This window comes from Curtobacterium sp. PhB137, assembly GCF_003814955.1.
Taxonomy (GTDB): Bacteria; Actinomycetota; Actinomycetes; order Actinomycetales; family Microbacteriaceae; genus Curtobacterium.
Genome location: NZ_RKQO01000006.1, coordinates 38,743 through 65,528 on the forward strand (window position 1 = coordinate 38,743; position 26,786 = coordinate 65,528).

A 26,786-nucleotide genomic window follows, 5' to 3' on the forward strand; every position below is an offset into this window, starting at 1 on the left:
CACGGTACTCCTCCCCGAAGCGCGGACATGCCCCGGACGGCATGCAGCCACGCACCATGCAGAACGATGCACCCCAGCATGCAGAACCGGTACTCCCAGGGCCTGGCAGGGTGCCCCTCGGACCGCGTAGACCGGAGTCATGGACTACACACACCTCGGACGGACAGGGCTGTCGGTTTCACGAGCAGTGCTCGGCACGATGAACTTCGGCCCGGAGACCACTGAAGACGACTCGCACGCCATCATGGACCGGGCCCACGAGCTCGGCGTCAACTTCTTCGACACCGCCAACGGCTACGGCGGCTCGGTGGGCAAGGGCGCCACCGAGGAGATCATCGGCCGCTGGTTCGCGAAGGGCGGCGGCCGTCGCGAGAAGACGGTCCTGGCGACCAAGGTCTACGGCGACATGATCGACTGGCCGAACGGCGGCAAGCTCAGCGCCGTCAACATCCGTCAGTCGCTCGACGCCAGCCTGCAGCGTCTGCAGACGGACCACATCGACCTGTACCAGTTCCACCACGTCGACCGTGCGACCCCGTGGGACGAGATCTGGCAGGCGATCGACGTCGCCGTGCAGCAGGGCAAGGTCCTGTACGTCGGGTCGTCGAACTTCGCCGGATGGCACATCGCCCAGGCGCAGGAGGCCGCGAAGCGCCGCCACACCTTCGGCCTGGTGAGCGAGCAGTCGATCTACAACCTCGTGGTGCGCGACATCGAGCGCGAGGTCCTGCCCGCCGCCCGCGAGTACGGCCTCGGCGTCATCCCGTGGTCGCCGCTGCAGGGCGGTCTGCTCGGTGGTGTCATCGAGAAGACCGAGAACGGCTCCCGCCGTCTGTCGGGTCGGAGCGCCGAGTACGTCGAGGGGCACCGCGACCAGCTCACCGCCTACGAGTCGTTCGCCGAGGAGCTCGGCCACACGCCCGGCGAGCTCGCCCTCGCGTGGCTCCTCCACCAGCCCGGTGTGACCGCGCCGATCACCGGCCCCCGCACGATGGAGCAGTGGGAGTCCGCGGTCCGCGCCGTCGACATCCGCCTGGACCAGCGTGCGCTGGACCGGCTCGACGAGATCTTCCCGGGGCACAAGACCTCACCGGAGGACTACGCCTGGTGAGCTGACGGAACGGGCCGGGACCACGGCCCGCGATCAGGACCACGGACGGGAGGCACGGTGCGCGTCGGACGCGCACCGTGCCTCCCGTCCGCCGTTGCGACCACTGCCCGTGGCAAGTCGCCAGGACGACGCACGCCCGTCAGAGCGCTGCGATCTCCGCGTCCGCCAGCCCGGCCCAGCGCAGGTACGCGGTGACACTGCCCCACCGCGCCTCGACGTGCCGGATCACGGTGGTCATGGTCTCCGGCACGCACCGTTGCGCGACAGCGGTCGCCTCGGGGTCCGTGCTGACCGCACGCTCTGCGGCGAACCGGTCCGCCAGCCCGGCAGCGCTCGCGGCGTAGTCGTCGCCGACGGCCTCGATCGATGCGCCCCAGAGCCGGGCGAGCAGTCCGCTGACGACGCCGGTGCGGTCCTTGCCGGCGGAACAGCAGACGAGTACGTCGCCGTCGGACCGGGCGATCGCACGGAAGGCGGCGGCGATCCCGGTGCGGTGGCGCTCGAGCCAGTCGATGTACTGCTCTTCGAGCTGCACGGCCTGGCCGCCGGACTCGACGGTCGACGGGTCGAACAGCGGGACGAGCCGGTAGCCGTCGGTGGTGCCGAGCGGGTGAGGGACGCGGGCGACCTCGTCGTCACGGCGCAGGTCGACCACGGCCGCGAGTCCGTGCGGGTAGGCGTCGGCACCGACGTGTTCGGTGTTGGCGCGGTACACGGTGCGGGGTCGGCTGTCCTGCAGGCCCGGTCCCCCGACCTCGCGCAGGTTGGTGAGGGTCGACGTCGTCGTCATACCCCAACCCTGCCAGACGACAGACGACAGACGACAGACGCAAGACGACAGACGCCGGACCGCACGACGACGGGCCCCGCGCTTGCTGTGTGCGCGGGGCCCGTCGTCGTTCGGGTGGTGCTGGTGGAGCTGGTGTCTGCTGGCTAGCGGACCGAGACCGGCGAGTCGTCGGTCTGCTCGTAGAGGACGTAGCCCTCTTCGCCGTGGACCGCGGTGTCGATGCCGGCGACCTCGTCCTCGGTCTTGACGCGGAAGCCGATCGTCTTCTCGATGAGGAAGCCGATGACGAACGCCAGGACGAAGGAGTAGATGCCGACGGCCAGGGCCGCGGTGGCCTGCTTGCCGAGCTGCTCGAACGAGCCGGAGTAGATCAGGCCGGTGTCGTTGGCGAAGAAGCCGAGGTACAGCGTGCCGACGATGCCGCCGACCAGGTGGACGCCGACGACGTCGAGCGAGTCATCGAAGCCGAGACGGTACTTCCAGTCGATGGCGAAGCAGCAGATGATGCCGGCGACGAACCCGAGCAGGATGCCCCAACCCGGGGTCAGGTTGGCACATGCCGGGGTGATCGCGACGAGACCGGTGACGGCACCCGAGGCGGCGCCGACCGACGTGGCCTTGCCGTCCTTGAGCTTCTCGACGAGCAGCCAGCCGAGGATGGCGGCGGCCGGTGCGGCGAGGGTGTTGACCCAGGCGATCGCGGCGATGCCGTCAGCGGCGCCCTCGGAGCCGGCGTTGAAGCCGAACCAGCCGAACCACAGGATGGCGGCGCCGAGCAGGACGAAGGGCGGGTTGTGCGGCTTGTGCGCACCCTTGGCGAAGCCGACGCGCTTGCCGAGGACGAGCGCCAGGGCGAGACCTGCTGCACCGGCGTTGATGTGTACCGCGGTGCCACCGGCGAAGTCGATGACGCCCCACGTGGCAGCCCAACCCGAGGTCAGGTTGAAGACCCACGAGGCGACGGGGAAGTAGACGACGGTGACCCAGATGCCCGCGAAGACCATCCAGGCGCCGAACTTGGCGCGGTCGGCGATGGCGCCGGAGATGAGCGCGACCGTGATGATCGCGAAGGTGGCCTGGAAGCCGACGAACGCCATCGACGGGTACGCGGCCTGGATGTTCGAGGACTGCGCCTCCTCGAAGGCCTGGCCGAGGCCGATCTGGTTCCAGTCGATGCTGAAGAACCCGACGACACCGGAGACCGCCGTGCCGTCCCCGTGGTTGGCGAAGGCGATCGCGTAGCCGTAGAGCACCCACAGGACGCTCACGAGTGCGATCGCACCGAACGACATCATCATCATGCTGATGACGGACTTGGCCTTCACCAAACCGCCGTAGAAGAAGGCCAGGCCGGGTGTCATGAACAACACCAGCGCCGCCATGACCAACACGAACGTCGTGTTGCCCTGATCAAGCATCTGTTCACCTCTCGATTGCACGAGCGGCTCTTGGACCGCCTCGGGTGACACCGAGTCTGGCGAGGTGACGTTTCACGAGGGGGCACGATGTGTTTCGCGGATGTAACGCGACGGCGCGGTTTGTAAACGTCGTGTTTCGCACGGCCCGATGCCCCCTGGACAGGGGGTGCACCGACCGGTCAGCGGATGCCCCGGACGGTGCGGGTCAGTCCTGGGCGCGGCTCAGGGCCACGACACGGCTCGCTGCGCGCAGGTACTTCTTGCGGTAGCCGCCGTCGAGCATGGCGTCGGGGTACACCTGGTCGAGCGGCGTGCCCGAGGCCACGATCCGGACCTGGGCGTCGTACAGCCGGTCGACGAGCGCCACCCACCGGAGCGCGTCGGTCTGGTCCGTGAAGGCCCGGACGTCGGTGAGCCCGACGGCGTCGAGGTCCTCGACGAGCGCGACGTACTTCGACGGGTGCACCGAGCCGAGGTGCGCGACCACGGCCGAGAAGTCGTCGAGCGTGACGGTGCCGGCCGGCAGCGCCGCGGCCACGTCGGACACCACGCCGGCCGATTCGTCGACCGCGCGGCGGCGGTAGTCGAGCCCGTCGATCCGCATGGTGTCGAACCGGTCGGACATCGCCTGGATCTCCCGCAGGAAGTCCTGGGCCGCGAACCGGCCCTCTCCGAGCGCGCCGGGAGGCGTGTTCGAGGTGGCGGCGAACCGGGTGCCGGTCTCGCTCAGCTCCTTGATCAGGCGGGTCATGACCATGGTGTCGCCCGGGTCGTCGAGCTCGAACTCGTCGATGCAGACCAGCGCGGTCCCGCGCAGCAGGTCGACCGTGCCCTGGAACCCGAGCGCGCCGACCAGGGCCGTGTACTCGATGAACGTGCCGAACGTCTTCCGCCCGGAGGCCGCGTGGTACGCCGCGGCGAGTAGGTGGGTCTTGCCGACCCCGAACCCGCCGTCCAGGTAGACGCCCGACTTCGCGGCGGGCTCGACCGACTGCTTGCGGCGGCCGAACAGCCCGCGACGTGGCGCGTCGGTCGGCCCGGCCGCGACGAACGCGGCGACGGCGTCGCGCACGTCGGCCTGCGAGGCGTAGTCCGGGTCGGGCCGGTACGAGTCGAACGAGGCGGCCGCGAACTGGGGCGGTGGCACGAGTGCCGCGGCCATCTGCTGCGGGGTCACCTGGGGGTCACGGTCGACGAGGTGCGCTGGCGCGGTGTTCGTGGACAATCAGGGACCCTTCCGGGAAGCAAGTCGTGCGGTGTCACGTTGCGGCTGGGGCACGGTACGTCCGCGTACCGTTGCCCACAGGCACCGACGACCGATCCTAGTCCGGTGCCGGATGACCACCTGGAGGTAGCCCACCATGACCGCACCGGTCGACCCGTCCGAGAAGTTCACCGCCTACGCCCACCCGGAGCGTCTCGTCTCCACCGAGTGGCTGCAGGAACAACTGGACGCCCACACCCCCGACCTGGTCGTCGTCGAGTCCGACGAGGACGTCCTGCTCTACGAGACCGGACACATCCCCGGCGCGGTCAAGATCGACTGGCACACCGACCTCAACGACCCGGTGCAGCGCGACTACATCGACGGCGAGGCGTTCGCCGAGCTGCTCGGCAGCAAGGGCATCGGCCGCGAGACCACCGTCGTGGTCTACGGCGACAAGAACAACTGGTGGGCCGCGTACGCCCTCTGGGTCTTCTCGCTGTTCGGCCACGAGGACGTCCGCCTGCTCGACGGTGGCCGCGCGAAGTGGATCGCCGAGGACCGCGCCCTCACCACCGACGAGACCGTCGTCACGCCGGCCGAGTACCCGGTCGTCGACCGGATCGACACCGAGATCCGCGCCTACAAGGACGACGTGCTCGCCCACCTCGGCAAGCCCCTCATCGACGTGCGCAGCCCGGGCGAGTACGACGGTTCCCGCACCACCGCGCCCGACTACCCGGAAGAGGGTGCGCTGCGCGGCGGCCACGTCCCCACCGCGGTGAACATCCCGTGGGCGACCGCCGCCGCACCGGACGGCACCTTCAAGCCGCGCGCCGAACTCGACGCCATCTACCGCGAGGGCGCCGGCATCGGCGATGCGGACGAGGTCATCGCGTACTGCCGCATCGGCGAGCGGTCGAGCCACACCTGGTTCGTCCTCCAGCACCTGCTCGGCTACGACAGCGTCCGCAACTACGACGGCTCGTGGACCGAGTGGGGCAGCGCCGTCCGCGTCCCGATCGTGCAGGGCGCGGAGCCGGGTACAGTTCCGAACCGATGAACGACAGCACCGAGGCCACCCTCCCCGCCACCCTCGCCGAGATCCGCGACGACTTCCTCGCCCTGGGCCAGAAGGACCGCCTGCAGCTCCTCCTCGAGTTCTCGAACGAGCTGCCCGCGCTGCCCGAACGGCTGCAGGGGCACGAGGACGAACTCGAACGGGTCGAGGAGTGCCAGTCCCCCGTGTTCATCACGGTGACCGTGGGCGAGGACGGCGACGCACTCGACGTCGTCCGCATGCACGCGACCGCGCCGCGCGAGGCGCCGACCACGCGCGGCTTCGCCTCCATCCTCGCGCAGGGCCTGAGCGGCCTGACGGCAGCGCAGGTGCTCGCCGTGCCGGCGGACTACCCGCTGACCATCGGCCTGTCCGAGGCGGTCAGCCCGCTGCGGATCCGCGGCATGGTGGGCATGCTCGGACGCGTGCAGCGTCAGGTGCAGGCTGCGGTGTCGTAGACGCGACCGGAAAGCGGACGGGAGGCCCGTGGCGGATCCGCCACGGGCCTCCCGTCCATCTCCCCTCGGCACGCATGCCGTCCTCTGGAATTTCAGTCCGGATCCGTGCCAGGATGGTGCGGTCAGCACCAGGGGGGAATGACGATGGCGAAGATCCACGGGAACGATCCGACCGGCTACTCGTACAGCGCGGCGGATGCACTCAAGTCGGCTTCGACGGCGCTCGCGTCGTCGATCGACGGCCAGTCCGGGTCGCGGTCGTCATCGGTGACGACTGCGCGTGCGGAGTTCCGGGGCTACTTCTCCGAGGTCTTCGCGGACAACGCCGACATCGCCTCGCGCAGCGCGACGAAGCTCGTCGAGTCGCTGCAGAGCCTGTCGGGGTTCGTGCAGCAGCTGCGCGACGCCGCGAAGGACGAGGACGACCGGCGGAAGCAGGCGAAGGCGTGGGACGCCCGCAAGCGTGAACGCGAGGAGAACTTCCTCGTCGCCGCCGGGCACGAGGTCTCGACGTGGTTCGGCGGGGGCGACGACCCGAAGCCTCCGGAGCCCGAGCCGGAGCCACGACTGCAGGCGGACGAGGTCAGCGTCACGGGGCGGGAGTTCCCGGCGGGCGGCGGGACCAGCGGTGGGACGTCGTCCGCCGTCCCCGCGGACCTCCGCTCCTTCGAGGCGACCACCCGGACGCTCGACGCCGATCTGTCCGGCGCCGTCTCGACGTTCCGGAACGCCCTGAGCGACTACGAGGCCGAGTGCAACCCGTGCTGGGGCACCCTGAACGCCCAGTCGCTGCTGACCGCGGTGAACGACTGGCTCACGGCGAACGGGAAGGACGCCGACTGGGCGGGCACCGTCGCAGCGCAGTTCGAGGCCGCCGGTGGCGGTGCCGGGCCTGCGACGCTGTCGGACGCGGCGATCGCGGCCGCGCTGTCCTCGGCGGGGATCGACGCAGGTCGCGACGACTTCACCATCGGGCCGTTCTCGGCGATGGGGACGCCCCCGACCAACGGGTTCGCCGACGACCCGGTCAACACGGCCACCGGCAACTTCCTCGAGCCCGAGACCGACCTGTCCTTCGCGGGGCAGGCCGCGTCGCTCCGGCTCACCCGCATGTACAACTCACTCGACGGCCGCGTCGGGGTGTTCGGACTCGGGTGGTCCTCCATCCTCGACATCCGGCTCGAGGTCAGCGACGAGGCCGCCTCGGTCGTGCTGGACGACGGCCGGCAGGTCGACTTCCCACGGCAGGGGGACGGGTGGAGCCGCGGCGTCGGCGAGGACCTGTGGCTCCGGGCCGAGCAGGACTCGCTCGTCGTGCGGGACAACGCCGGCGGCCGGTGGGCGTTCACGCCGTCCGGACTGTGGCTGAGCAGTGCGCGTGGAGCGGGCACCGCCGTGACCGTGCGACGCGACGAGCACGATCGGATCACGCGGCTCGCGCACGTGTTCGGGCGGTTCGTCGACATCGAGTACAGCGGCGACCGGGTGGCGTCCGCGACGGCGTCGGACGGGCGCCGCGTCGAGTACCACTACGACGAGGGCCGCCGGCTGGTCCGGGCGACCGACGCCGTCGGCAGTCGCCGGTACCGCTGGAACGCGGACGGCCTGATCGACCGGGTGACCGCTGCGACGGGAGTCGTCGAGTGCGAGAACACCTACGACGACCGCGGCCGGGTCGTCGAGCAGCGCACACCGTTCGGTCGACGGGTCCGGTTCTCGTACCTGCCGGGTCGGGTCACCTCGGTCTCCGACATCGACGGGGTCCACGCGAACACCTGGATCGCCGACCGGAAGGGCCGCGTCGTCGGGATCATCGACACCGACGGGCAGCGCCAGTCGATGTCGTACGACCCGCACGGCAACCTCGTCTCGGTGACCGAGCGCGATGGTCAGGTGACCGTCCACGGGTACGACGACCGCGGGCGTCGGGTCCGGACCGTGACGCCGGAGGGCGCCGATCTGACCTTCGGGTACGACGAGCAGGACCGCATGACCACGGTGGTCACCGCGAACGGTGGGGTCGTCGAGTACGGGTACACGGGCGACGACCGGAACCCGTCCGTCGTCATCGACCCTGTCGGCGGTCGCACGCTGCTCGAGTGGCGGGACGGCGTGCTCGTCCGCACCACCGATCCGACGGGCGTCGTCGTCACGTTCCACCACGACGCGTCCGGTGAGCTCGTCGGCGTCGAGAACGCCGTCGGCGACACCGCACGTCTGATGCGCGACGCCGGAGGCAGGATCGTCGAGGCCGTCACGCCGCTCGGCAACCGGACCCGGTACCGCTACGACGCCGCCGGGCTGCTTACCGCGCGCGAGGACCCGGACGGGGGACTGTGGCGGTTCGAGCACGGCGACGGCGGTCGGGTCACGGCGACGATCGACCCGACCGGTGCCCGCACGGAAGTCACCTACGGTCCACACGGCGAGGTCGTCTCCACCACGGACCCCCTCGGTCGCGTCGTCGCGAAGGACTTCGACGCGTTCGGCAACGTGTCGACGATGACCCTGCCCGACGGTGCCGAGTGGGCGTTCGTGCACGACGCGCTCTCCCGGCTCGAAGCCGTGGTCGACCCGGCCGGTGGCACCTGGGAGCGGGAGTACGACGCGGTCGGAGCCCTCGGCGCCACCGTCGACCCGACCGGTGTCCGCACTGAGGTCGGGCGCTCGCGCGCGGACGGCGTCTCCACGGTCCGCGACGCCTTCGACGCCGTGTCCGTGACGACCGACGAGTTCGGGCGTCCGACCCGGCTCGAGCACGCGGATTCCTCTGCTGAGCTGACGACGTACGACGCGTGCGGCCGACCGGTCGAGCTCGTCGACGCGAACGGTGGCCTCGCCCGCATCGAACGTGACCTCGCCGGACGCGTCGTCGCCGTCACCACCCCGGCGGGCCGCACCACCCGGTACGAGTACGACGCGTGCGGCCGACCGGTCTCCGCGATCGATCCCGCCGGCGCACGCACCACGCTGACCTACGACGCCGATTCGCGGGTCGTCGCGCGCACCCTGCCGACCGGCGAGGTCGCACGCACCGAGTACGACCGCCAGGGCCGGGTCGTCCACGCCGACGTCCCCGGGGTCGGCACCGTCCGGTACCGGTACGACCGGGTCGGTCGCGTGGTCTCGGCGCGGGACACCCGCTTCGGCCAGCGGACCTTCCGGTACGACGCCGCAGGACAGCTCGTCGCTGCGGTGAACGGGCTCGGCGGCACCACCCGCTACGAGCACGACCAGCGTGGACGCCTCGTCCGCACCGTCGATCCGCTGGGTGGCGTGACCGTCCGGACGTACACGCAGCTCGACAACGTGGCCTCGTCCACCGATCAGCTCGGGCGCACGACGACGGCGACCTACGACCCCGCCGGACGACAGCTCACCCAGACCGACCCGGACGGCACCGTGCTGCGGTGGGAGTACGACGCAGCCGGTCGGGAATCCGCGCAGTACGCCGGCGACCGTCTGATCGGCCGCATCGACCGCGATGCCCGCGCCCGCACGGTGACGATCACCGATGAGACCCGTCCGGACTCCCCCACTGCCCACGTCCTCGAGTTCAGCCGGCTGGGGCAGCTCGTCCGACGCTCGACCGGCGCCCGGGAAACGCGGTGGACCAACGATGCCGACGGGCTCCGCACCTCGGTGCAGTCCCCCGACGGGTCCACGACCCGGTACACGCACGACGCCACCGGACGGCTCGTCCGGGTCGAGCACTCGGTCTTCGGCGAGGTCCGGTACGAACACGACCCGGCAGGCCAGCTCCTGCAGGCCCGCGCCGGCGATCAGTTGCAGACCTGGGAGTACGCGAACGGACACGTCGTCCGGCACGCGCGCATCGACTCGGACGGCACGCACCTCAGCACCATCGGGCGCGACGCCGACGGGCGCATCACCCGGGTCGACGGACCCGGCGGGAGCACCACCTACGAGCACGACGATGCCGCGCAGCTGGTGGCGTCCGTCCAGGACGGCAGTCGCACGGGCTGGGTCTACGACGCAGCAGGTCGCCTGGTCGAGGAACGAACGGACTCCGGGGCCCGACGGTTCTCGTACGACGCCGCCGGACAGCTGACCAGGGTCGACGCTCCGGACGGGGCGCCCGAGGCGGAGTACGCCTACGACGGCGCAGGTCGACGGATCCAGACGGTCCGAACGGACGGCGTCGCGACCACGTACCGCTGGGCCCCGCAGGGTCACCTCACCGGGGTGGCGGAGACCACCGCGGCGGGCAGCACCACGACCGACCTGCACGTCGACGCCCTCGGTGAACTCGCCGATGTCGACGGCGTCCCGATCGACTGGGACACCGCCGCGTTCGCGCCGACGCTCCTCGCTGTCGGCGACACCCCGGTCGTCCGCGCTCCCGGTGGTCTCACGGGGGTGGGCGACGGGTGGGCAACCAGCGGTCGGCGCACCACGAGAGCAGCCGACGACGCCGACCCGTGGCAGACGCTCCTCGACCTCGGCGGCTCCGGCCTGCCCGGCGGGATCGCCCTCGGCGCCGACGGTTCGCTGCAGGTCGCCGGCTTGGAGTGGATGGGTGCCCGCGCCTACGACTCGTCGTCGCGCGGCTTCCTGTCCATCGACCCGGTCACCGCGCCCGCCGGAGCAGCCTGGGCGGGCAACCCCTACTCGTTCGCCGGCAACGATCCGCTGCACGCCATCGACCCGCTCGGTCTCGCGCCCGTTACCGACGCGGAACTGGAGGCCTACGCGGCGGCCGAACAGGGTCCGCTCGCCCGGGCCGCCGCGGCCACCGGTGACTGGTTCGCGGACAACTGGGAGTACGTCGCCGGCGGCGCGATGGTCGTTGCGGGCGGTGTGCTCGTCGCCACCGGTGTCGGCGGTCCGGTCGGCGCGATGCTCATCAGCGCCGGTGCCGACACCATCATCCAGAAGGCCACCACCGGCGAGGTGAACTGGGGCCAGGTGGCCGTCAGCGGGGCCTTCGGTGCCGTCGGCGGTGGTGCCGGAGCCCTGATCGGGAAACACCTGCTCGGGAACGCGGCAGAAGGAGCGGTCGAGAACGTCGCGAACTACGCGGTGAGTGGCCAGCCGGTGACCCCGGGTGGTCTGCTCCGGAACGCGGCCGAAGGTGCCGCGACGTCGGCGGCCACCGGCGGCACGATGTCGAAGGTGCACCTGCCGACCGCGGTGAACAAGTTGGACGACCTCGCGCCGACCCCGCCTGTCAACGTCCTCCCGTCGAGCGGGAAGACGTTCGTCGTGACGCCACAGGGGACGGCCTACGACATCCCTGCTGGTTGGGACATCGGACCGGCTCGGACCAACCGAGGGCTCGTTGCGCAAGATCCTGCTTCTGCAGCGAACCCGGGCATGCACGACGATGCCAACATGATCCGGGTGATGGAACCCACCGAACGGTATCCGAACGGCTACAGCCGTTACAGCAACGACTACGGGCAATGGCTCGATCCCCGAACGGGGAAGCCCGGCTCAAAGCCGGACAGCCATGTTCCCAGTGAGCACCAGGGAGAGTACCTCGGATGGCCGAACTGACCGCAAATGACGTTCACCTCGCACTCGTCGGCGAGACTGTCGACCTCATCTGGATCGACTTCAGGCTCACCCTCGCGTTCTCGAACCGGAGCATGGTCTCGTTCGAGACCACCTTCGCGATCAGGGATACGGATGGTGTGACGGTCTCGGTGGATCCGGAAGACAAGGATTCCCTGCTCCCCGCTCTCCATCTCCACACACAGAACGTCACGGGAGCTCGGATCGACGAAAGTGCGCTCGAAATCACATTCTCATCGGGAACGACTCTTCGAGCAGAACCGGACGACGATTACGAATCGTGGCATTACTCCGGCCCTGAGACGCCACCGGTCAGAGCGACCGCTCTCGGAGGTGGCAACCTGTTCATCTCGATACCTGGTGACGGCACTCCGATCGAGCGCGGTTGAGCTGAGCTGAGGATGGCCGCGCAGCCAGATGCCTCGACCAGACGAGGTCCGGAACCGACACAACCCATCGTCGGCGGAGATCCGACGGTGACGGACGCACCCCCGGACATCTCGATCGGCCATCTCCGAGCGGTCACCAACGATTCGACTGTGGAGCTCCATCCGGCGGACCTACTCGAAGCAGGAGCCGAACCTCGTACCGTTCATCGACCCACTCGAAGCCCTCGGGGAGGAGGACGTCCTGATCTGTCAGGTCGAGCACGGCGATGAACTGGTGACCGTGGTGCTCTTCGCGACGGATCGAACGCTCGTGGCGGCCACGGCGATCGACCGATTCGTCGGTCTCGTCCACATCACCGTCGAGGAGCTGTGCGCGCGCCTCCGTGTGTCGAACGCCCCGGGGGTGGAACTGGCGCTCGAGGTGGCATCGCAGTGTCGGTCCGAGGAGCGGGTCCGCATCTTCGAGCAGGGCGCGCTGTCGACGGCACGGACGTTCCTGACGAAGTACACGATGGCCGCCGAGAAGGGCTTCGACGTCCGTGGACTCGACGGGTTCGCACGTGCGCTTGTGCCGCTCGGTAGCGAGCAGCCGGGGTTCTGCACCGTGCAGGCTGACGCCGCGGTCGCGATCACCGCGTTCACGCCCGGCAGGATCGACGTCCTCGCCGCCATGAGCGTCGGCGGGCTCTCGCCCCAGACAGGAACGACCGAGGAGAACGGATGACCACGACAGTGCCGAGCGACCTGGGGATGGTCACGCACACGATCCCCGCTGATCACGTCGCGTTACCCGACCTCGTGCAGTTCTTCGCGGGCTCGAAACACTAGGGCTCGAAACGCCAGGGCGCGAGACACCAGGCCTCGATTCAACCGAGCTCGTCTGGGTCCTCACGACGCTGTCCGCCGTCACGTCCCCTGACCATTTGGTCGAGGCGCTCCCCCTCGAACGCCGTGTCAACACGGCGGAGGACCCAGGGCTCATCCTCAACCAAGCCGAGGCGACGGACATCGCCGACAGCATCTGGCAGCTCATCGACGGCGAGTTCCTCGGGTACCTCCCTGGCACGGACCTGACCGACGAGACGAACCTGGTCGTCCGCATCGACGCGTTCGACAGCGGCGAATGGACCGTGACGGTCCGACCGCCGCTCACGACGATGAGCGATGCCTTCGACCGGACGCACGGCCCAGCGCAGCCCGGCCGACCGGCGACTCGTCTCGAGGAGGTCGGGCCTCGCCAGCAGACGACGAACGGAACGAGTGCCACACCGGCCGCTTCGTGAGCAGAAAGGGTCGAGTGCGCGACGGTGATCCGACCATTTCTGCTCACTATGCGACCGAACGGACGCAAGGGCAGACGGGAGGCCCGTGGCGGATCCGCCACGGGCCTCCCGTCCGTCTGTCCCTGCGTCTACCGCGCGCTGGCCGCCCCGCGACGCTGGACCACCTCGGTGAGCCACGCGAGGATGCGGGCGTCGAACCAGTCGGCGTCGTGGTTCCAGAGCTTGGTGTGCCGGGCCGTGGTCTGCACCTCGAGCCGTACCAGGTCGGGTCGGGCGCGTGCGAGGTCGTGCGAGGCCGAGGACGGCACGAACCCGTCGTCGTCGCTGTGCAGCAGGAGGATCGGCACCGTCAGCTCGGCGGACCGGGTGACCATGTCGAGCTCGCGCAGGTCGACCGGCTGCTGCAGGCCGGCGAGCCGGTGCAGCACCGGGGTGCGGAGCAGACGCTGAGCGACCTCGCGAACCGGCCGCGGCAACCCCATCAACTGACTCTGGGACTTGAGCACCGCGTGCCAGTCGACCACGGGCGACTCGAGCACCACGCCGTCGACGAGTCCGGCGAAGCGTGAGCGCAACAGGGTCTGCAGCACGACGGCACCGCCCATCGACCAGCCCATGAGCACGACGCTCTGCGCGTTCTGCGCACTGAGCCACCGGAGGACGGAGTCGATGTCCTCCCACTCGGTGCTGCCGAGGCCGTAGCGGCCGTCGACGCTCGGTGGTGCGACGCCGTCGTTCCGCCACGAGGCGAGCACGACCGAGTAGCCGGCGGCGCGGAAGACGGGGACGGCGCGGATGGTCTCGGCGCGGGTGACACCGCGGCCGTGCACCAGGACGGCCCACGGGGCGTCCGGGTCGTCGGCACGGACGACCCAGGCCGGTGCGGGGCCGTTCGGGGTGGGGATGTCGATGTCCTCGACGGGCACGTCGAGCTCGCCGGGGGTCAGGTAGAACCAGCCGCCCCAGCGACCGCGGCGTGCAGCGGTCGGGTCGCCGGCGTCGATCGCGATGATGCGGCGCGTGACCGTGGTCTCGGTGGTGCCGAGGACCTCGCCGACGCGCATGTGCCCGGTGCCGGCGCCGAACCAGAGCGAGTAGCGACCCTGCAGCTCGGTGTCGGCGGTCCGCTCGATGGTCACCGTCATCCGGACCGGGTCGACGGCGTGGATCGGGACGCGTTCGGTGCGCTTGCGGTCCGGGGTGACGACGGCGCGGGCGACGGCGGCGACGAAGCCACCGATGACGGCCGTCCCCACCGCGGCGGCGGCCAGACCGGCACCGAGGGCGATGAAGCCGGCCGATCGTGCGGTCTCCTGGACGGCGTCCTCGGCGGGTCGCGCGGATCGGGACATGGCCCGGAGCCTAGTCTGCATGTGTGTCCGAAACCCGAGAGCCCGACGCCTTCGCGCGGCTCCGCGCGTTCGTGTCCTCCGGCAGCAGCCGCTCCGAGACCACCGTCACCGAGATCCCCTCGCCCACGCGGATCGCACCGTTCTCGATCGCCCTGGCGGCGGACGTGTCCGGCACCGCGCACGGCGTCGAGTCGGACCTCGGCACCGGACGGTTCATCGCCCTGTACGACCCCGAAGAACCCGAGGGCTGGGGCGGCGCGTTCCGGGTGGTCTCGTTCGCGCAAGCACCACTCGAACCCGAGATCGGTGTCGACGAGTTCGTCGCCGACGTCACGTGGAGCTGGCTCGTCGACGCGCTCGAGACGCACGGTGCCGAGTACGACCACGCTTCGGGCACGGCCACCAAGATCATCTCGCGCGGGTACGGCGACCTCGCCGCACAGGGCGACGGCGCCCAGCTGGAACTCCGCGCGTCGTGGACGCCCCGCGGCGACGACCTCACCGCACACGTCCAGGCATGGCAGGACATCGTCGCCATGCTCGCCGGTCTGCCTCCTGCCTCGGACGGCGTGACCCTGCTGGCCCCGAGGAGGCTCGCCAAGTGACCGACCCCGCCAGTTCGACCCCCGGTGCACCGGACCCCGCGTTCGAGGACTCGCACGAGGCCGTCAAGGTCATCGACTCGCGCGACGACTACCTCGACGCCGTCGCGGCGATCGCCGCCGGTCACGGGCCCGTCGCCGTCGACGCCGAGCGCGCCAGCGGCTACCGCTACTCGCAGCGCGCCTACCTGATCCAGGTGTTCCGTCGCGGTGCCGGTGCGTTCCTGTTCGACCCGATCCCGATCGGCGACTTCTCCGAACTGCAGGCGGCCATCGTCGACGAGGAGTGGCTGTTCCACGCCGCCTCGCAGGACCTGCCCTGCCTGCAGGAGGTGGGTCTCGTCCCGACCCGCATCTTCGACACCGAACTCGGAGCCCGCATCGCCGGGTTCCCCCGCGTCGGTCTCGGCGCCGTCGTCGAGCAGCTGCTCGGGATCACGCTCGCCAAGGCGCACTCGGCAGCGGACTGGTCGACCCGGCCGTTGCCGCAGTCGTGGCTCGTGTACGCGTCGCTCGACGTCGAACTCCTGCCCGACCTGCGTGACGCCCTCGCCGCGAAGCTCGACGAGGCCGGCAAGTCCCGGATCGCGGAAGAGGAGTTCGACGCGGTGCTGCACCGCGCCCCGAAGCCCGTCCGTGCCGAGCCGTGGCGCCGGCTGTCCGGCATGCACGCGCTCCGTGGCGCCCGCGCCCTGGCGATCGCCCGGTCGCTCTGGGTCGCCCGTGACGAGTACGCCCGCGCCGCCGACATCGCTCCGGGGCGCACGATCCCCGACGCCGCTATCGTCGCAGCGGCAGCCGCCGCACCGTCGTCGCGCGCCGAACTCGGCGGCCTGAAGGCCTTCACGGGTCGCGCCAGCCGTTCCGAGCTCGATCGCTGGTGGGCCGCGGTCGACGAAGGCCTGACGACCGAGGACCTGCCGAAGCTCCGCGGATCCGGTGAAGCGACGCTCCCGCCGCCCCGCGCCTGGGCCGACCGCAACCCCGCGGCCGACCGCCGGTACAAGGCCGCACGGGCCGCGGTGACGAAGCGGTCCGAGGAGCTCGACATCCCGCTCGAGAACCTGCTCACGCCGGAGACCCTGCGTGTGGTCTCGTGGGCACCGCCGTCGCCGCCGTCGACCGAGCTGGTCGGGGCCGCCCTCGCCGCACACGAGGCCCGCCCCTGGCAGGTGGAGGAACTCTCCTCGATCATCGCGTCGGCCTTTGTCGCTGCTGCACAGCAGCCCGCGCCGACGGATGACGTCGAGTCGTAGGAACCGCCCAACCGGCATGCGGCCGCCCAGCCTGGGGGCATAGCGTCGGGAGCGTCGCCGGGCGAGGCCCGGCCGGCCGGAGCGACCAGCGTTCCGGCCCGATCGATGAGGATCTGGGAGGCCCGGATTGCCAAAGGCATCAGACGTCGTGTTCGTGGACGGAGTTCGGACACCGTTCGGACGAGCCGGCGAGAAGGGGGTGTTCTGGAAGACCCGGTCCGACGACCTCGCGGTGCACGCGATGCGCGGACTGCTCGACCGGAACGCCTCGCTCGACACCGCAGCGGTGGACGACGTCGCCGTCGCGGCGACCACGCAGCAGGGTGACCAGGGGCTGACCCTCGGCCGCACCGTCGGCATGTTGGCCGGCCTGCCGAAGTCGGTCCCCGGGTACGCGATCGACCGCATGTGCGCCGGTGCCATGACGAGCGTCACGACGCTCGCGGGTGCCATCGCCTTCGGTGCCGCGGACATCGCGATCGCCGGTGGCGTCGAGCACATGGGACGCCACCCGATGGGCTTCAACTCGGACCCGAACCCGCGGTTCATCGCGGAACGCATGGTGTCGAGCGACGCGCTGGTGATGGGGTCCACCGCCGAGCGCCTGCACGACCGCTTCCCGGCGATCACGAAGGACCGCACGGACGCCTACGCCGTCCAGTCCCAGCAGCGCTACGCCGCGGCGTGGGCCGCCGGCAAGCTGCAGCCCGACGTCATCCCGGTCGAGGTGAACAAGGGCGACGGGTGGGACGTCATCAGCACCGACGAGCCGCCGCGTCCGGGCACGACGCTCGAGGCGCTGGCCGCGCTGAAGACGCCGTTCCGCCCGCACGGACGGGTCACCGCCGGCAACGCCGCCGGCCTCAACGACGGCGCGACCATGAGCTTGCTCGCCTCGGCCGAGGGCGCCAAGGAGCACGGCCTGCCCACGAAGATGCGCATGGTCTCGTTCGCCTTCGCCGGCGTCGAGCCCGAGGTCATGGGCGTCGGCCCGGTCCCCGCCACCGACAAGGCGCTGTCGAAGGCCGGCCTGTCGATCGACGACATCGGCCTGTTCGAGATCAACGAGGCGTTCGCGGTGCAGGTGCTCGCGTTCCTCGACAACTACGGCATCGCGCAGGACTCCACGAACGTCAACGCGTGGGGCGGCGCGATCGCCGTCGGCCACCCGCTGGCATCGAGCGGTGTCCGCCTGATGAACCAGCTCGCCGCGCAGTTCGCCGAGCGTCCGGACGTCCAGTACGGCATCACCACGATGTGCATCGGACTCGGCCAGGGCGGCACCGTCATCTGGGAGAACCCCGGCTTCAGCAAGTCCGCAGCACGTTCGGCTCGGAAGGGGGCATGAGCATGACCACCGTCGACACCGACCGTCTGTCCGAACTCAGCGAGGACGAGGTCGTCACGCACTCGTTCGTCAAGCACGTCACGATGCCCTCCGGTGGTACCCTGGCGCTCATCACGCTCGACAACGGCAAGGACTACAAGCGTCCGAGCACCCTCGGGCCGCGGACGCTGCGCGAACTCTCCGGTGTGCTCGACACCCTGAAGACCGAGGCGACGGCCGGCACGATCCAGGGCGTCGCGATCACCGGCAAGGAGTACTGCTTCGCTGCCGGTGCCGACCTGTCGCAGGCAGCGTCCGTGCCGTCGCGGGACGTGGCGCACGACCTCGCGGCCCTCGGCCACGCCACCCTCCGCAAGCTGTCCGACCTCGGCGTGCCGTCGTTCGCGTTCATCAACGGCATCGCCCTCGGCGGCGGGCTCGAGATCGGACTGCACTGCACCTACCGGGTGTTCTCGTCCGCGGCGCAGGGCATCGGCCTGCCCGAGGTCTTCCTCGGCATCATCCCGGGCTGGGGCGGCGCGACGCTGCTCCCCCGTCTGATCGGTCCGGAGCGCGCGCTGCGGGTCATCGTGGAGAACCCCCTCAAGAACAACCGCCTGATGGACGGAGCGGCCGCGGTCGAGATCGGCATCGGCGACGCGCTGATCCCGTCGGTGACGTTCCTGCCGTCAGCCGTCGCGTGGGCCGACGGCGTCATTGCCGGTCGCGTGTCGGTCAAGCGGCCGGGCGAACCGGGCATGCTCGAGAAGGCTGCCTGGGGCACGGTCGTCAAGGTCGCCCGTGGGCAGGTCGCGTCGAAGATCGGGACGGTGCCGAAGTCGCCGTTCCGCGCGCTCGACCTCGTCGCCGCCGCTCGCGGCGGCTCCCTGGACGAACGGTTCGCCGACGAGGACGACGCCCTCGCCGACCTGCTCTCCGGTGACCAGTTCGCCGCGTCGATGTACGCGTTCGACCTGGTGCAGAAGCGTGCGAAGAAGCCCGTCGGTGCTCCGGAGGGTGTCGAGCCGAAGAAGATCACGAAGGTCGGCGTCCTCGGTGCTGGTCTCATGGCATCGCAGTTCGCGCTGCTCTTCGCCCGACGACTCGGCGTCCCCGTCGTGATCACGGATGTCGACCAGTCCCGCGTCGACGCCGGTGTGGAGCGGATCCGCGGTGAGGTCGGCAAGCTGCTCGAGAAGGGGCGGATCTCCCCCGACGACGCGAACCGCATCACCGCACTCGTCAGCGGGTCGGTGTCGTACGACGCCTTCGCCGACGCCGACTGGGTGATCGAGGCCGTCTTCGAGGAGATGAGCGTCAAGCAAGAGGTCTTCCGGAAGATCGAGCAGGTCATCGCGCCGGACGCCATCCTCGCCACCAACACCTCGTCGTTGTCCGTCTCCGAGATGGGCTCGGTGCTGTCCGACCCGTCGCGCCTGGTCGGGTTCCACTTCTTCAACCCGGTCGCCGTGATGCCCTTGCTCGAGGTCGTCCGCACTGCCGACACCTCCGACGAGACGCTCGTCACGGCACTCGCCGTCGCGAAGACCCTCAAGAAGACGGCGATCATCACGGCCGACCAGCCGGGCTTCGTCGTCAACCGGGTGCTCGCACGGGTCCTCGGTGAGGCGATGCGCGGCGTCGAGCAGGGCACCTCGTTCGACGTCGTGGCGGCCGGTGCCGCGCCGCTCGGACTGCCGATGTCGCCGTTCGAACTGCTCGAGCTCGTCGGTCTGCCGGTGGGTGCGCACGTGCTCGACTCGCACCACGCCGCTTGGCCGGAGCGCTTCTACCCCGGTGACGGGCTGAAGAAGATCGCCGAGTACGGGAAGATCCTGACCCGCGACAAGAAGGGCAACGCGACCGGGTACGACCCCGCCGCCGTCAAGCTCGTCGCGCCGTCGAAGAAGGACGCGAAGCCGGTCGACGCCGCCGCGATGCAGCAGCGCTTCGAGGACGCCCTCGCCGACGAGCTGCACCGCATGCTCGAGGACGAGGTCGTCCAGCACGTCGAGGAGATCGACCTCGGCCTGATCCTCGGCGCGGGCTACCCGTTCCAGGCCGGTGGGATCAGCCCCTACCTCGACCGCAGTGGTGCGTCCGAGCGCGTGTTCGGTGGGAGCTTCCACGACCCACTGATCGTCGGCCCGGTTTCCCGGTAGCCGGCGCGAGTCCCCCCCCCCCCCCCGCACAACCGAAGTCACCCCGAACCGCAGATCGCCGTGGTTCGGGGTGACTTCGGTTGTGCGGCACTGATGCGGGCCGCCGCCGCCAGCATCCCCGACGTCCGCCGCCTCCGACAGCGCCCGCCGTCAACCACCGACGCAGTCGTTGCTGCCGCTGAAGCACGGCGGGACCGACGGCCGTGGTGCCGGCGGCTCGGGCGGCTCGTTGTCGTACGACGTGAAGTACGCGGCGCTGTGCGTCACGACGAGCACGTAGTCCGCCCCGCTCGCCCGGACCGCGTCGTCGCGTCCGTCGACGCCGAGACCCGGTGCGGACTGCACGACGGACGACCCCTCCGACTGCCACAGTCCGAGTGACCCGTCCCAACCGCGGACCCGCACGACCGCGAACCGGTCCTGCCCGAGGTCGTTGCCGAGTGCGATCGACTGCCGCCCACCGATGTCGACCAAGTACGGTGTCGAGCCGTCCGGCTGGATCGCCTGTGCCACGAGGTCCTCGTCGGTCAGGCCGCCCGTGCGCAGCGCCGGTCCGGCGATGCGCACCGCGTCGACCGGTGTGGTTGCACCGTCGATCGTGTACACCGCTCCGGCGTCGATCCGACACGTCGTGCCCGAAGCGGGCTGGAAGAACCCGGAGTTGCTCGCGTGGCCGCACGAGTCCGTCCAGGTGGCATCAACCCGGTGGACTGCGGCGGTGCCCTCCCAGTCGACCACACGGTGCATCGTCTGTCTGGCGCCGACCCGGGCATCTGCACCGAGCTCCGGCGTGACCGTGCCGTCGTTCATCGCTGCGCACCCTGAGGACAGCGCCACCACCGCGAGACCGATCGCCACCGCCGTCGTCCTGAACCCCCGTCGCATGCGGCGATCCTGCCAGACGTCCCCGAGGGACATGCCCCTGTCGGCATGCGTGACCCTCCGCGACCCGCCTAGCGGTCGGCGGACTCCCGCGACCGCGCGGGCTTCGCCTGCGGCAACTTCGTCCCGACGACCTGGTCGATCACGTCGCGGGCGATCGCCTGCGCCGTCAGTCCGACGTCGGCGAGGATCTGCGACCGGGTCGCGTGGTCGATGAACTCGTCGGGCAGCCCCAGCTCGTTCACGCCCGTGTCGACCCCGGCGGCCCGCAGGTCCTGCCGGAGTCGGGTCCCGACGCCACCGACGCGCACGCCGTCCTCGATCGTGATGACGAGCCGGTGCGTCCGCGACAGCTCGATGAGCGAGCCCGGGATCGGGACCACCCAGCGCGGGTCGACGACGGTGACGCCGATGCCCTGCGCCTCGAGCAGCGCCGCGGCCTCGAGCGCCGTCGGCACCATGGAGCCGACGGCCACGAAGAGCACGTCCTCGACGCCGTCCGCAGCGGCGTGCAGCACTTCCACACCATCGTGGAGGCGACGGACGGCGGGGATGTCGGGCCCGACCTGGCCCTTCGACCACCGGAGGACGGTGGGGGCGTCGTCGACGGCGATCGCCTCGCGGAACTCCTCGCGCAGGGTTGCTGCGTCACGCGGTGCGGCGATCCGGATGCCGGGCACGACCTGCAGCAACGCGAGGTCCCACATCCCGTGGTGCGATGGTCCGTCCGGTCCGGTGATGCCGGCACGGTCGAGCACGAACGTCACGCCGGCCTTGTGCAGCGCGACGTCCATCAGCACCTGGTCGAAGGCGCGGTTGAGGAAGGTCGCGTAGAGCGCCACCACGGGGTGCAGGCCGCCGTAGGCGAGACCGGCGGCGGTCGTCACGGCGTGCTGCTCGGCGATGCCGACGTCGTACACGCGGTCGGGGTGCTGCTCCTGGAACAGGTGCAGTCCGGTCGGTCGGAGCATCGCTGCCGTGATCGCGACGACACGGGGGTCCGAATCGCCCACAGAAGCCAGGGTCGACGCGAACACCGAGGTCCACGACGGACCCGACGCGGCGTCGAGCGACTCCCCCGTCTCCGGGTCGATGTGCCCGACGGCGTGGAACTGGTCGGCCTGGTCGCGCAGGGCGGGTTCGAACCCGTGGCCCTTCTCGGTGATCGCGTGCACGATCGTCGGGGCGCCGTAGGCCTTCGCCTGCCGGAGCGCTGCCTCCATCGCACGCTGGTCGTGTCCGTTGACCGGCCCGATGTACTTGATGTCGAGGTTCGAGTACAGCGCTTCGTTGTTCGTGAAGCGCGACAGGAACCCGTGCAGCCCCCCGCGCATCCCGCGGTACACGGCCCGGCCGGGAGCACCGAAGCGATCGGCCACGGCCCGGGAGGTCTCGTACAGCGCCCGGTACTCACGCCGCGTGCGCATGGAGCTGAGGAACCGCGCCATGCCGCCGATCGTCGGAGCGTACGAGCGGCCGTTGTCGTTGACGACGATGACCAGGCGGCGGTCGTTGTCGTCCGAGATGTTGTTGAGCGCCTCCCACGTCATCCCACCGGTGAGGGCGCCGTCACCGACCACCGCGACGACGGTGCGGTCGGTCTGTCCGGTCTGCCCGAACGCGCGGGAGATCCCGTCGGCCCAGGACAGGGACGACGACGCGTGCGAGGACTCCACGATGTCGTGCTCGGACTCGCTCCGCTGCGGGTAGCCGGCGATGCCGCCCCGCTCGCGGAGCTTCGAGAAGTCTTGCCGCCCGGTGACGAGCTTGTGCACGTACGACTGGTGCCCGGTGTCGAACACGAAGGGGTCGTTCGGGGAGTCGAACACCCGGTGCATCGCGAGCGTCAGCTCGACCACGCCGAGGTTGGGCCCGAGGTGCCCACCGGTCTTCGCGACCTCGGCCACCAGGAACCTGCGGATCTCGGCGGCGAGTTCGGTCATCTGCACGTCGGAGAGACGCTTCAGGTCGCGCGGCGACGTGATGCTGCTGAGCAGGCTCACGGGCGCTCCTTTCGTGGGGGCTGTCGGCCCACTCTATTCTCGTGGACTCCCATTCAACCGACCTCGCAGGCTCGGTCGGCGCTGGCGCCGCGCGCCGCTGGCGCGTCGCATCATGCGGAGCGCGCGGGAGGCCCGTGGCGGGTTCGCCACGGGCCTCCAGTCCGTCCTGTGGTCGCGTCAGCGACCCGTGCTCGGCTCGCTCAGACGAGCGACCGGAGCACGTACTGCAGGATGCCACCGTTGCGGTAGTAGTCGGCCTCACCCGGGGTGTCGATGCGGACGACCGCGTCGAACTCGACCGGCTGCTTGCCGGCGGGCGAGTGCTCGCTCGGCGTCGCGGTGACGTGCACGGTCTTCGGGGTCCGGCCTTCGTTGAGCTCGGTCAGGCCCGAGATCGAGACGACCTCGGTGCCGTCGAGCCCGAGGGACTCGACCGTCTCGCCCGCCGGGAACTGCAGCGGGACGACGCCCATGCCGATGAGGTTCGAGCGGTGGATCCGCTCGAAGCTCTCGGTGATGACGGCGCGGACGCCGAGCAGGTTCGTGCCCTTGGCCGCCCAGTCGCGCGACGAACCCGAGCCGTACTCCTTGCCACCGAAGATGACGAGCGGGATGCCCTGCTCCTGGTAGTGCTGCGAGGCGTCGTAGATGAACGACTGCTCGCCGTCGGCGGTCGTGAAGTCACGGGTGTAACCGCCCTCCACGCCGTCGAGCAGCTGGTTGCGCAGGCGGATGTTCGCGAACGTGCCGCGGATCATCACCTCGTGGTTGCCGCGACGCGAGCCGTAGGAGTTGAAGTCCTTGCGGTCCACGTCGTGCTCGGCCAGGTACTTGCCGGCCGGGCTGTCCGCCTTGATCGAGCCGGCGGGCGAGATGTGGTCGGTCGTGACCGAGTCACCGAGCTTCGCCAGCACGCGGGCGCCGGAGATGTCGGACACCGCGTCGGGCTGCATGGTCATGCCCTCGAAGTACGGGGGCTTCCGCACGTAGGTCGACTCCTGGTCCCACTCGAAGGTGTCGCCCGTGGGGGTCGGCAGGTTCTTCCAGCGGTCGTCGCCCTCGAACACGGAGCCGTACTCGTGGGTGAACATCTCGGTGTCGATCGACTCGTCGATGACCTGCTGGACCTCGGCCGCGTCGGGCCAGATGTCCTGCAGGTAGACGTCGTTGCCGTCCTGGTCCTTGCCGAGGGCGTCCTTGTCGAAGTCGAAGTGCATCGACCCGGCGAGGGCGTACGCGATGACCAGGGGCGGGGACGCCAGGTAGTTCATCTTGACATCGGGGTTGATGCGCCCCTCGAAGTTGCGGTTGCCCGACAGGACGGCGGTGACGGCCAGGTCGTTGTCCTGCACGGCCTGCGAGATCTCCTCGGGCAGCGGGCCCGAGTTGCCGATGCAGGTGGTGCAGCCGTAGCCGACCGTGTAGAAGCCGAGCTGCTCGAGGTATGTCGTGAGACCGGCCTTCTCGTAGTAGTCGGTGACGACCTTGGAACCGGGGGCGAGCGTCGTCTTGACCCACGGCTTCGAGGTGAGGCCCTTGGCGGCGGCGTTCCGCGCGAGGATGCCGGCCGCCATCATGACGGACGGGTTCGACGTGTTCGTGCACGAGGTGATCGCGGCGATCGCGACGGCACCGTGGTCGATCGTGAACGGGTCGGCCCCGTCCATCGCGACCTTCGTCGGGGCCGAGGCCGTCGACGGGGCGCTCGACACGTAGACGTGCTCGTGCAGGTTGGTGTCCTCGTTGGTCGAGCCCGCGGCGATCGGGTCGGAGGCCGGGAAGGTCTCCTCCACCGCGTCGTCGAGGTCGGTCTGCTCGCTCGGGGTCGTGTAGTTGTTCAGGTCGACCTCGAACTGGTCCTTCGCCTTGGACAGTTCGATGCGGTCCTGCGGACGCTTCGGCCCCGAGATCGACGGCACGACCGTGGAGAGGTCGAGCTCCATGTACTCGGAGTACGCCGGCTCGACCGAGGCGTCGTGCCACAGGCCCTGGGCCTTGGAGTACGCCTCGACCAGGGCGATCTGCGCCTCGTCGCGACCGGTCAGACGCAGGTAGTCGAGCGTGACGTCGTCGACCGGGAAGATCGCCGCGGTCGAGCCGAACTCGGGCGACATGTTGCCGATGGTGGCGCGGTTCGCGAGCGGGACGGCGCTGACGCCCTCGCCGTAGAACTCGACGAACTTGCCGACGACACCGTGCTTGCGGAGTTCCTGCGTGATGGTGAGCACCACGTCGGTCGCGGTCACGCCGGCCGGGATCTCACCGGAGAGCTTGAAGCCGACGACCTTCGGGATGAGCATCGACACCGGCTGGCCGAGCATCGCTGCCTCGGCCTCGATGCCGCCGACGCCCCAGCCGAGCACGCCGAGCCCGTTCACCATCGTGGTGTGCGAGTCGGTGCCGACGAGGGTGTCCGGGTAGGCGTAGGTCTCGCCGTCGAAGTCACGCGTGTAGGTGACCTTCGCCAGGTACTCGATGTTGACCTGGTGCACGATGCCGGTGCCCGGCGGGACGACCTTGAAGTCCTCGAACGCGGTCTGGCCCCAGCGGAGGAACTGGTAGCGCTCTCCGTTCCGCTCGTACTCGAGGTCGGTGTTGCGTTGGAGTGCGTCCGTGCTGCCGAAGAGGTCGGCGATGACCGAGTGGTCGATGACCATCTCGGCCGGGGACAGCGGGTTGATCTTGTTCGGGTCGCCGCCGATGTCCGCCATCGCCTCGCGCATGGTGGCGAGGTCGACGATGCACGGCACGCCCGTGAAGTCCTGCATGACGACGCGCGCCGGCGAGAACTGGATCTCGGTGTCCGGGTCGGCGTCGGGGCGCCAGGAGCCGAGCGCGCGGATCTGCGCCTCGGTGACGTTCTTGCCGTCCTCGGTGCGGAGGAGGTTCTCGAGCAGCACCTTCAGGCTGTACGGGAGCTTCTCGTGCCCGGGCACCGTGTCGATCCGGTGGATCGCGTAGTCGACACCCCCAACCGACAGTGTGTCCTTCGAGCCGAAGCTATTGACTGCAGCCACCGTGCCGCCTCCCTACTGATCGGTTTGCCCTCATCATCGCGGGCCGTGGTCCGTCCCACCAGCAAGGCAAACCTAATCCCGCTGACGCCGGAGCGCCGGACGGGAAAGTCTCTTGATGTCGAGACAACTCTACACCGTGGCGGCGTCGTCCCTCCGCACGAACACGGTGCGCACCAGCAGCCACGTGACCCAGAGCACGGCGGCGTAGAGCGGGACACCGAGGATGAGCTTGAGGCCGGCGAGCAGCTCGACCTGCGCGGTGAGGTAGAGCGGCACCTCGACGGCCAGGCGGAGTGCGAAGAGCCCGACCCAGATCCAGGTGGCGACCGTCAGCACGCGGCGCTTGACCGGGTCGGCGCGCCAGTCGACGTGCGAGCCGTCCTCGTTCGCCGGCAGCAGGAACCCGACGACCAGACCGATGAGCGGCCAGCGGACAGCCAGTGACACCAGGAGCCCGACCAACCACACCGAGTTGATGATGATCCCCGGGATGAAGTTGCTCTCGGCGCGTCCGGTGATGAGGGCGAGGCCGGCCGACACCGCGACGCCGAGGATGCCCGCGAAGGACATAGTCAGCGACTGTCGCTGCACCAGGCGGAGCACGACGAAGACGAGTCCGACGACGACCGGGATCACGACGCTCGGCACGAGCTCCTTCGTGATCGCGTAGACGACGAGGAACGCGAACCCGGGCAGCACCGACTCGGCGAGCCCGCGGATCCCGCCGACGGCTCCGAGCAGCGCGCGCCCGGAGGGCGCCTCGCCAGGGGCGACGCGGGCGATGCCCGCGTTCTGCACCGCGTCGCGGAACTGCGCCGAGAACGACGGCGCAGCCGACGCAGCGTCAGGGATCCCAGCGGACGCGGGCACGGCTTCGGACCCGGCCGTCTCGGGTCGGTGGGTGTCGTCGTGTTCCGGCACCGTGCCTCCAGGG

General features: G+C 70.2%; 19 protein-coding genes. 11 read left to right on the forward strand and 8 right to left on the reverse strand.

Features of this window, described 5'->3' with window-relative positions:
• Positions 1-139 precede the first annotated feature (139 nt).
• Positions 140-1,111 carry an aldo/keto reductase gene (locus tag EDF28_RS09905; RefSeq protein WP_123938158.1) on the forward strand — a complete coding sequence of 324 codons (972 nt, stop codon included), beginning with the start codon at positions 140-142 and terminating at the stop codon, positions 1,109-1,111.
• A gap of 139 nt (positions 1,112-1,250) precedes the next feature.
• On the opposite strand, the gene EDF28_RS09910 is transcribed toward EDF28_RS09905, so the two are convergent.
• The 3 genes from EDF28_RS09910 to zapE form a co-directional block, all read right to left on the reverse strand.
• Entirely contained in the window at positions 1,251-1,901 is a 651-nt protein-coding gene (locus EDF28_RS09910; protein ID WP_123938159.1) for a tyrosine-protein phosphatase, read from the reverse strand.
• 143 nt (positions 1,902-2,044) lie between these two features.
• Positions 2,045-3,319 (reverse strand): ammonium transporter, encoded by a 1,275-nt coding sequence (locus tag EDF28_RS09915; protein WP_111086361.1) that lies wholly within the window; start codon positions 3,317-3,319, stop codon positions 2,045-2,047.
• Between the two features lie 205 nt (positions 3,320-3,524).
• Positions 3,525-4,544, reverse strand: coding sequence for a cell division protein ZapE (zapE, locus tag EDF28_RS09920; RefSeq protein ID WP_123292707.1), 1,020 nt, complete (start codon positions 4,542-4,544; stop codon positions 3,525-3,527).
• A 136-nt stretch (positions 4,545-4,680) separates the two neighbouring features.
• Here zapE and EDF28_RS09925 point away from each other — a divergent pair, with 136 nt between their 5' ends.
• From EDF28_RS09925 to EDF28_RS09950, 6 genes are all read left to right on the forward strand, one after another.
• The gene (locus EDF28_RS09925) at positions 4,681-5,586 is read left to right on the forward strand and encodes a sulfurtransferase (protein ID WP_123292706.1); all 906 of its coding nucleotides are present in this window, start codon (positions 4,681-4,683) and stop codon (positions 5,584-5,586) included.
• Complete coding sequence (locus EDF28_RS09930; RefSeq protein WP_123938160.1) at positions 5,583-6,041, forward strand: SufE family protein; 459 nt, start codon at positions 5,583-5,585, stop codon at positions 6,039-6,041. The genes EDF28_RS09925 and EDF28_RS09930 overlap by 4 nt, the downstream gene beginning before the upstream one ends.
• 144 nt (positions 6,042-6,185) lie before the next feature.
• Complete coding sequence (locus EDF28_RS09935) at positions 6,186-11,561, forward strand: DUF6531 domain-containing protein (protein ID WP_123938161.1); 5,376 nt, start codon at positions 6,186-6,188, stop codon at positions 11,559-11,561.
• A complete protein-coding gene (locus tag EDF28_RS09940; protein ID WP_123938162.1) occupies positions 11,549-11,968 on the forward strand; it encodes a DUF6188 family protein in 420 nt (139 codons plus the stop codon). Before EDF28_RS09935 ends, EDF28_RS09940 begins: the two co-directional genes overlap by 13 nt.
• A gap of 274 nt (positions 11,969-12,242) precedes the next feature.
• The gene (locus tag EDF28_RS09945; RefSeq protein WP_123938163.1) at positions 12,243-12,692 is read left to right on the forward strand and encodes a hypothetical protein; all 450 of its coding nucleotides are present in this window, start codon (positions 12,243-12,245) and stop codon (positions 12,690-12,692) included.
• Between the two features lie 199 nt (positions 12,693-12,891).
• Positions 12,892-13,251, forward strand: coding sequence for a hypothetical protein (locus EDF28_RS09950; RefSeq protein ID WP_123938164.1), 360 nt, complete (start codon positions 12,892-12,894; stop codon positions 13,249-13,251).
• A gap of 128 nt (positions 13,252-13,379) precedes the next feature.
• Here the strand turns inward: EDF28_RS09950 and EDF28_RS09955 are convergent, their stop codons facing one another.
• On the reverse strand, positions 13,380-14,603 hold the full coding sequence (locus EDF28_RS09955; protein ID WP_165918834.1) for an alpha/beta fold hydrolase: 1,224 nt from the start codon (positions 14,601-14,603) through the stop codon (positions 13,380-13,382).
• 23 nt (positions 14,604-14,626) lie between these two features.
• Here EDF28_RS09955 and EDF28_RS09960 point away from each other — a divergent pair, with 23 nt between their 5' ends.
• The 4 genes from EDF28_RS09960 to EDF28_RS09975 all read left to right on the forward strand — a co-directional run bounded on the left by EDF28_RS09960 (position 14,627) and on the right by EDF28_RS09975 (position 19,950).
• Positions 14,627-15,208 carry a DUF3000 domain-containing protein gene (locus EDF28_RS09960; protein ID WP_123938166.1) on the forward strand — a complete coding sequence of 194 codons (582 nt, stop codon included), beginning with the start codon at positions 14,627-14,629 and terminating at the stop codon, positions 15,206-15,208.
• Complete coding sequence (locus EDF28_RS09965; RefSeq protein ID WP_395875083.1) at positions 15,205-16,461, forward strand: HRDC domain-containing protein; 1,257 nt, start codon at positions 15,205-15,207, stop codon at positions 16,459-16,461. Before EDF28_RS09960 ends, EDF28_RS09965 begins: the two co-directional genes overlap by 4 nt.
• 148 nt (positions 16,462-16,609) lie before the next feature.
• Positions 16,610-17,809, forward strand: a complete 1,200-nt coding sequence (locus EDF28_RS09970; RefSeq protein WP_395875172.1) for a thiolase family protein — start codon at positions 16,610-16,612, stop codon at positions 17,807-17,809.
• On the forward strand, positions 17,806-19,950 hold the full coding sequence (locus tag EDF28_RS09975; protein ID WP_123938167.1) for a 3-hydroxyacyl-CoA dehydrogenase NAD-binding domain-containing protein: 2,145 nt from the start codon (positions 17,806-17,808) through the stop codon (positions 19,948-19,950). The genes EDF28_RS09970 and EDF28_RS09975 overlap by 4 nt, the downstream gene beginning before the upstream one ends.
• A gap of 150 nt (positions 19,951-20,100) precedes the next feature.
• Here EDF28_RS09975 and EDF28_RS09980 read toward each other — a convergent pair whose 3' ends face one another.
• The 4 genes from EDF28_RS09980 to EDF28_RS09995 form a co-directional block, all read right to left on the reverse strand.
• The gene (locus EDF28_RS09980) at positions 20,101-20,835 is read right to left on the reverse strand and encodes a hypothetical protein (RefSeq protein ID WP_123938168.1); all 735 of its coding nucleotides are present in this window, start codon (positions 20,833-20,835) and stop codon (positions 20,101-20,103) included.
• A 68-nt stretch (positions 20,836-20,903) separates the two neighbouring features.
• Entirely contained in the window at positions 20,904-22,835 is a 1,932-nt protein-coding gene (gene dxs / locus EDF28_RS09985) for a 1-deoxy-D-xylulose-5-phosphate synthase (RefSeq protein WP_123938169.1), read from the reverse strand.
• Between the two features lie 200 nt (positions 22,836-23,035).
• Positions 23,036-25,852, reverse strand: coding sequence for an aconitate hydratase AcnA (gene acnA / locus EDF28_RS09990; RefSeq protein WP_123292691.1), 2,817 nt, complete (start codon positions 25,850-25,852; stop codon positions 23,036-23,038).
• A 129-nt stretch (positions 25,853-25,981) separates the two neighbouring features.
• Positions 25,982-26,773 carry a DUF3159 domain-containing protein gene (locus EDF28_RS09995; protein ID WP_123938170.1) on the reverse strand — a complete coding sequence of 264 codons (792 nt, stop codon included), beginning with the start codon at positions 26,771-26,773 and terminating at the stop codon, positions 25,982-25,984.
• Between the last annotated feature and the right edge of the window lie 13 nt (positions 26,774-26,786).

Bases quoted from the DNA above. Each gene is read 5' to 3' on its own strand.
- EDF28_RS09940 (WP_123938162.1), top strand. From the start codon at position 11,549: ATGGCCGAACTGACCGCAAATGACGTTCACCTCGCACTCGTCGGCGAG.
- EDF28_RS09930 (WP_123938160.1), top strand. From the start codon at position 5,583: ATGAACGACAGCACCGAGGCCACCCTCCCCGCCACCCTCGCCGAGATC.
- EDF28_RS09910 (WP_123938159.1), bottom strand. From the start codon at position 1,901: ATGACGACGACGTCGACCCTCACCAACCTGCGCGAGGTCGGGGGACCG.
- EDF28_RS09955 (WP_165918834.1), bottom strand. From the start codon at position 14,603: ATGTCCCGATCCGCGCGACCCGCCGAGGACGCCGTCCAGGAGACCGCA.
- EDF28_RS09935 (WP_123938161.1), top strand. From the start codon at position 6,186: ATGGCGAAGATCCACGGGAACGATCCGACCGGCTACTCGTACAGCGCG.
- EDF28_RS09925 (WP_123292706.1), top strand. From the start codon at position 4,681: ATGACCGCACCGGTCGACCCGTCCGAGAAGTTCACCGCCTACGCCCAC.
- EDF28_RS09905 (WP_123938158.1), top strand. From the start codon at position 140: ATGGACTACACACACCTCGGACGGACAGGGCTGTCGGTTTCACGAGCA.
- EDF28_RS09915 (WP_111086361.1), bottom strand. From the start codon at position 3,319: ATGCTTGATCAGGGCAACACGACGTTCGTGTTGGTCATGGCGGCGCTG.
- EDF28_RS09980 (WP_123938168.1), bottom strand. From the start codon at position 20,835: ATGCGACGGGGGTTCAGGACGACGGCGGTGGCGATCGGTCTCGCGGTG.
- EDF28_RS09975 (WP_123938167.1), top strand. From the start codon at position 17,806: ATGAGCATGACCACCGTCGACACCGACCGTCTGTCCGAACTCAGCGAG.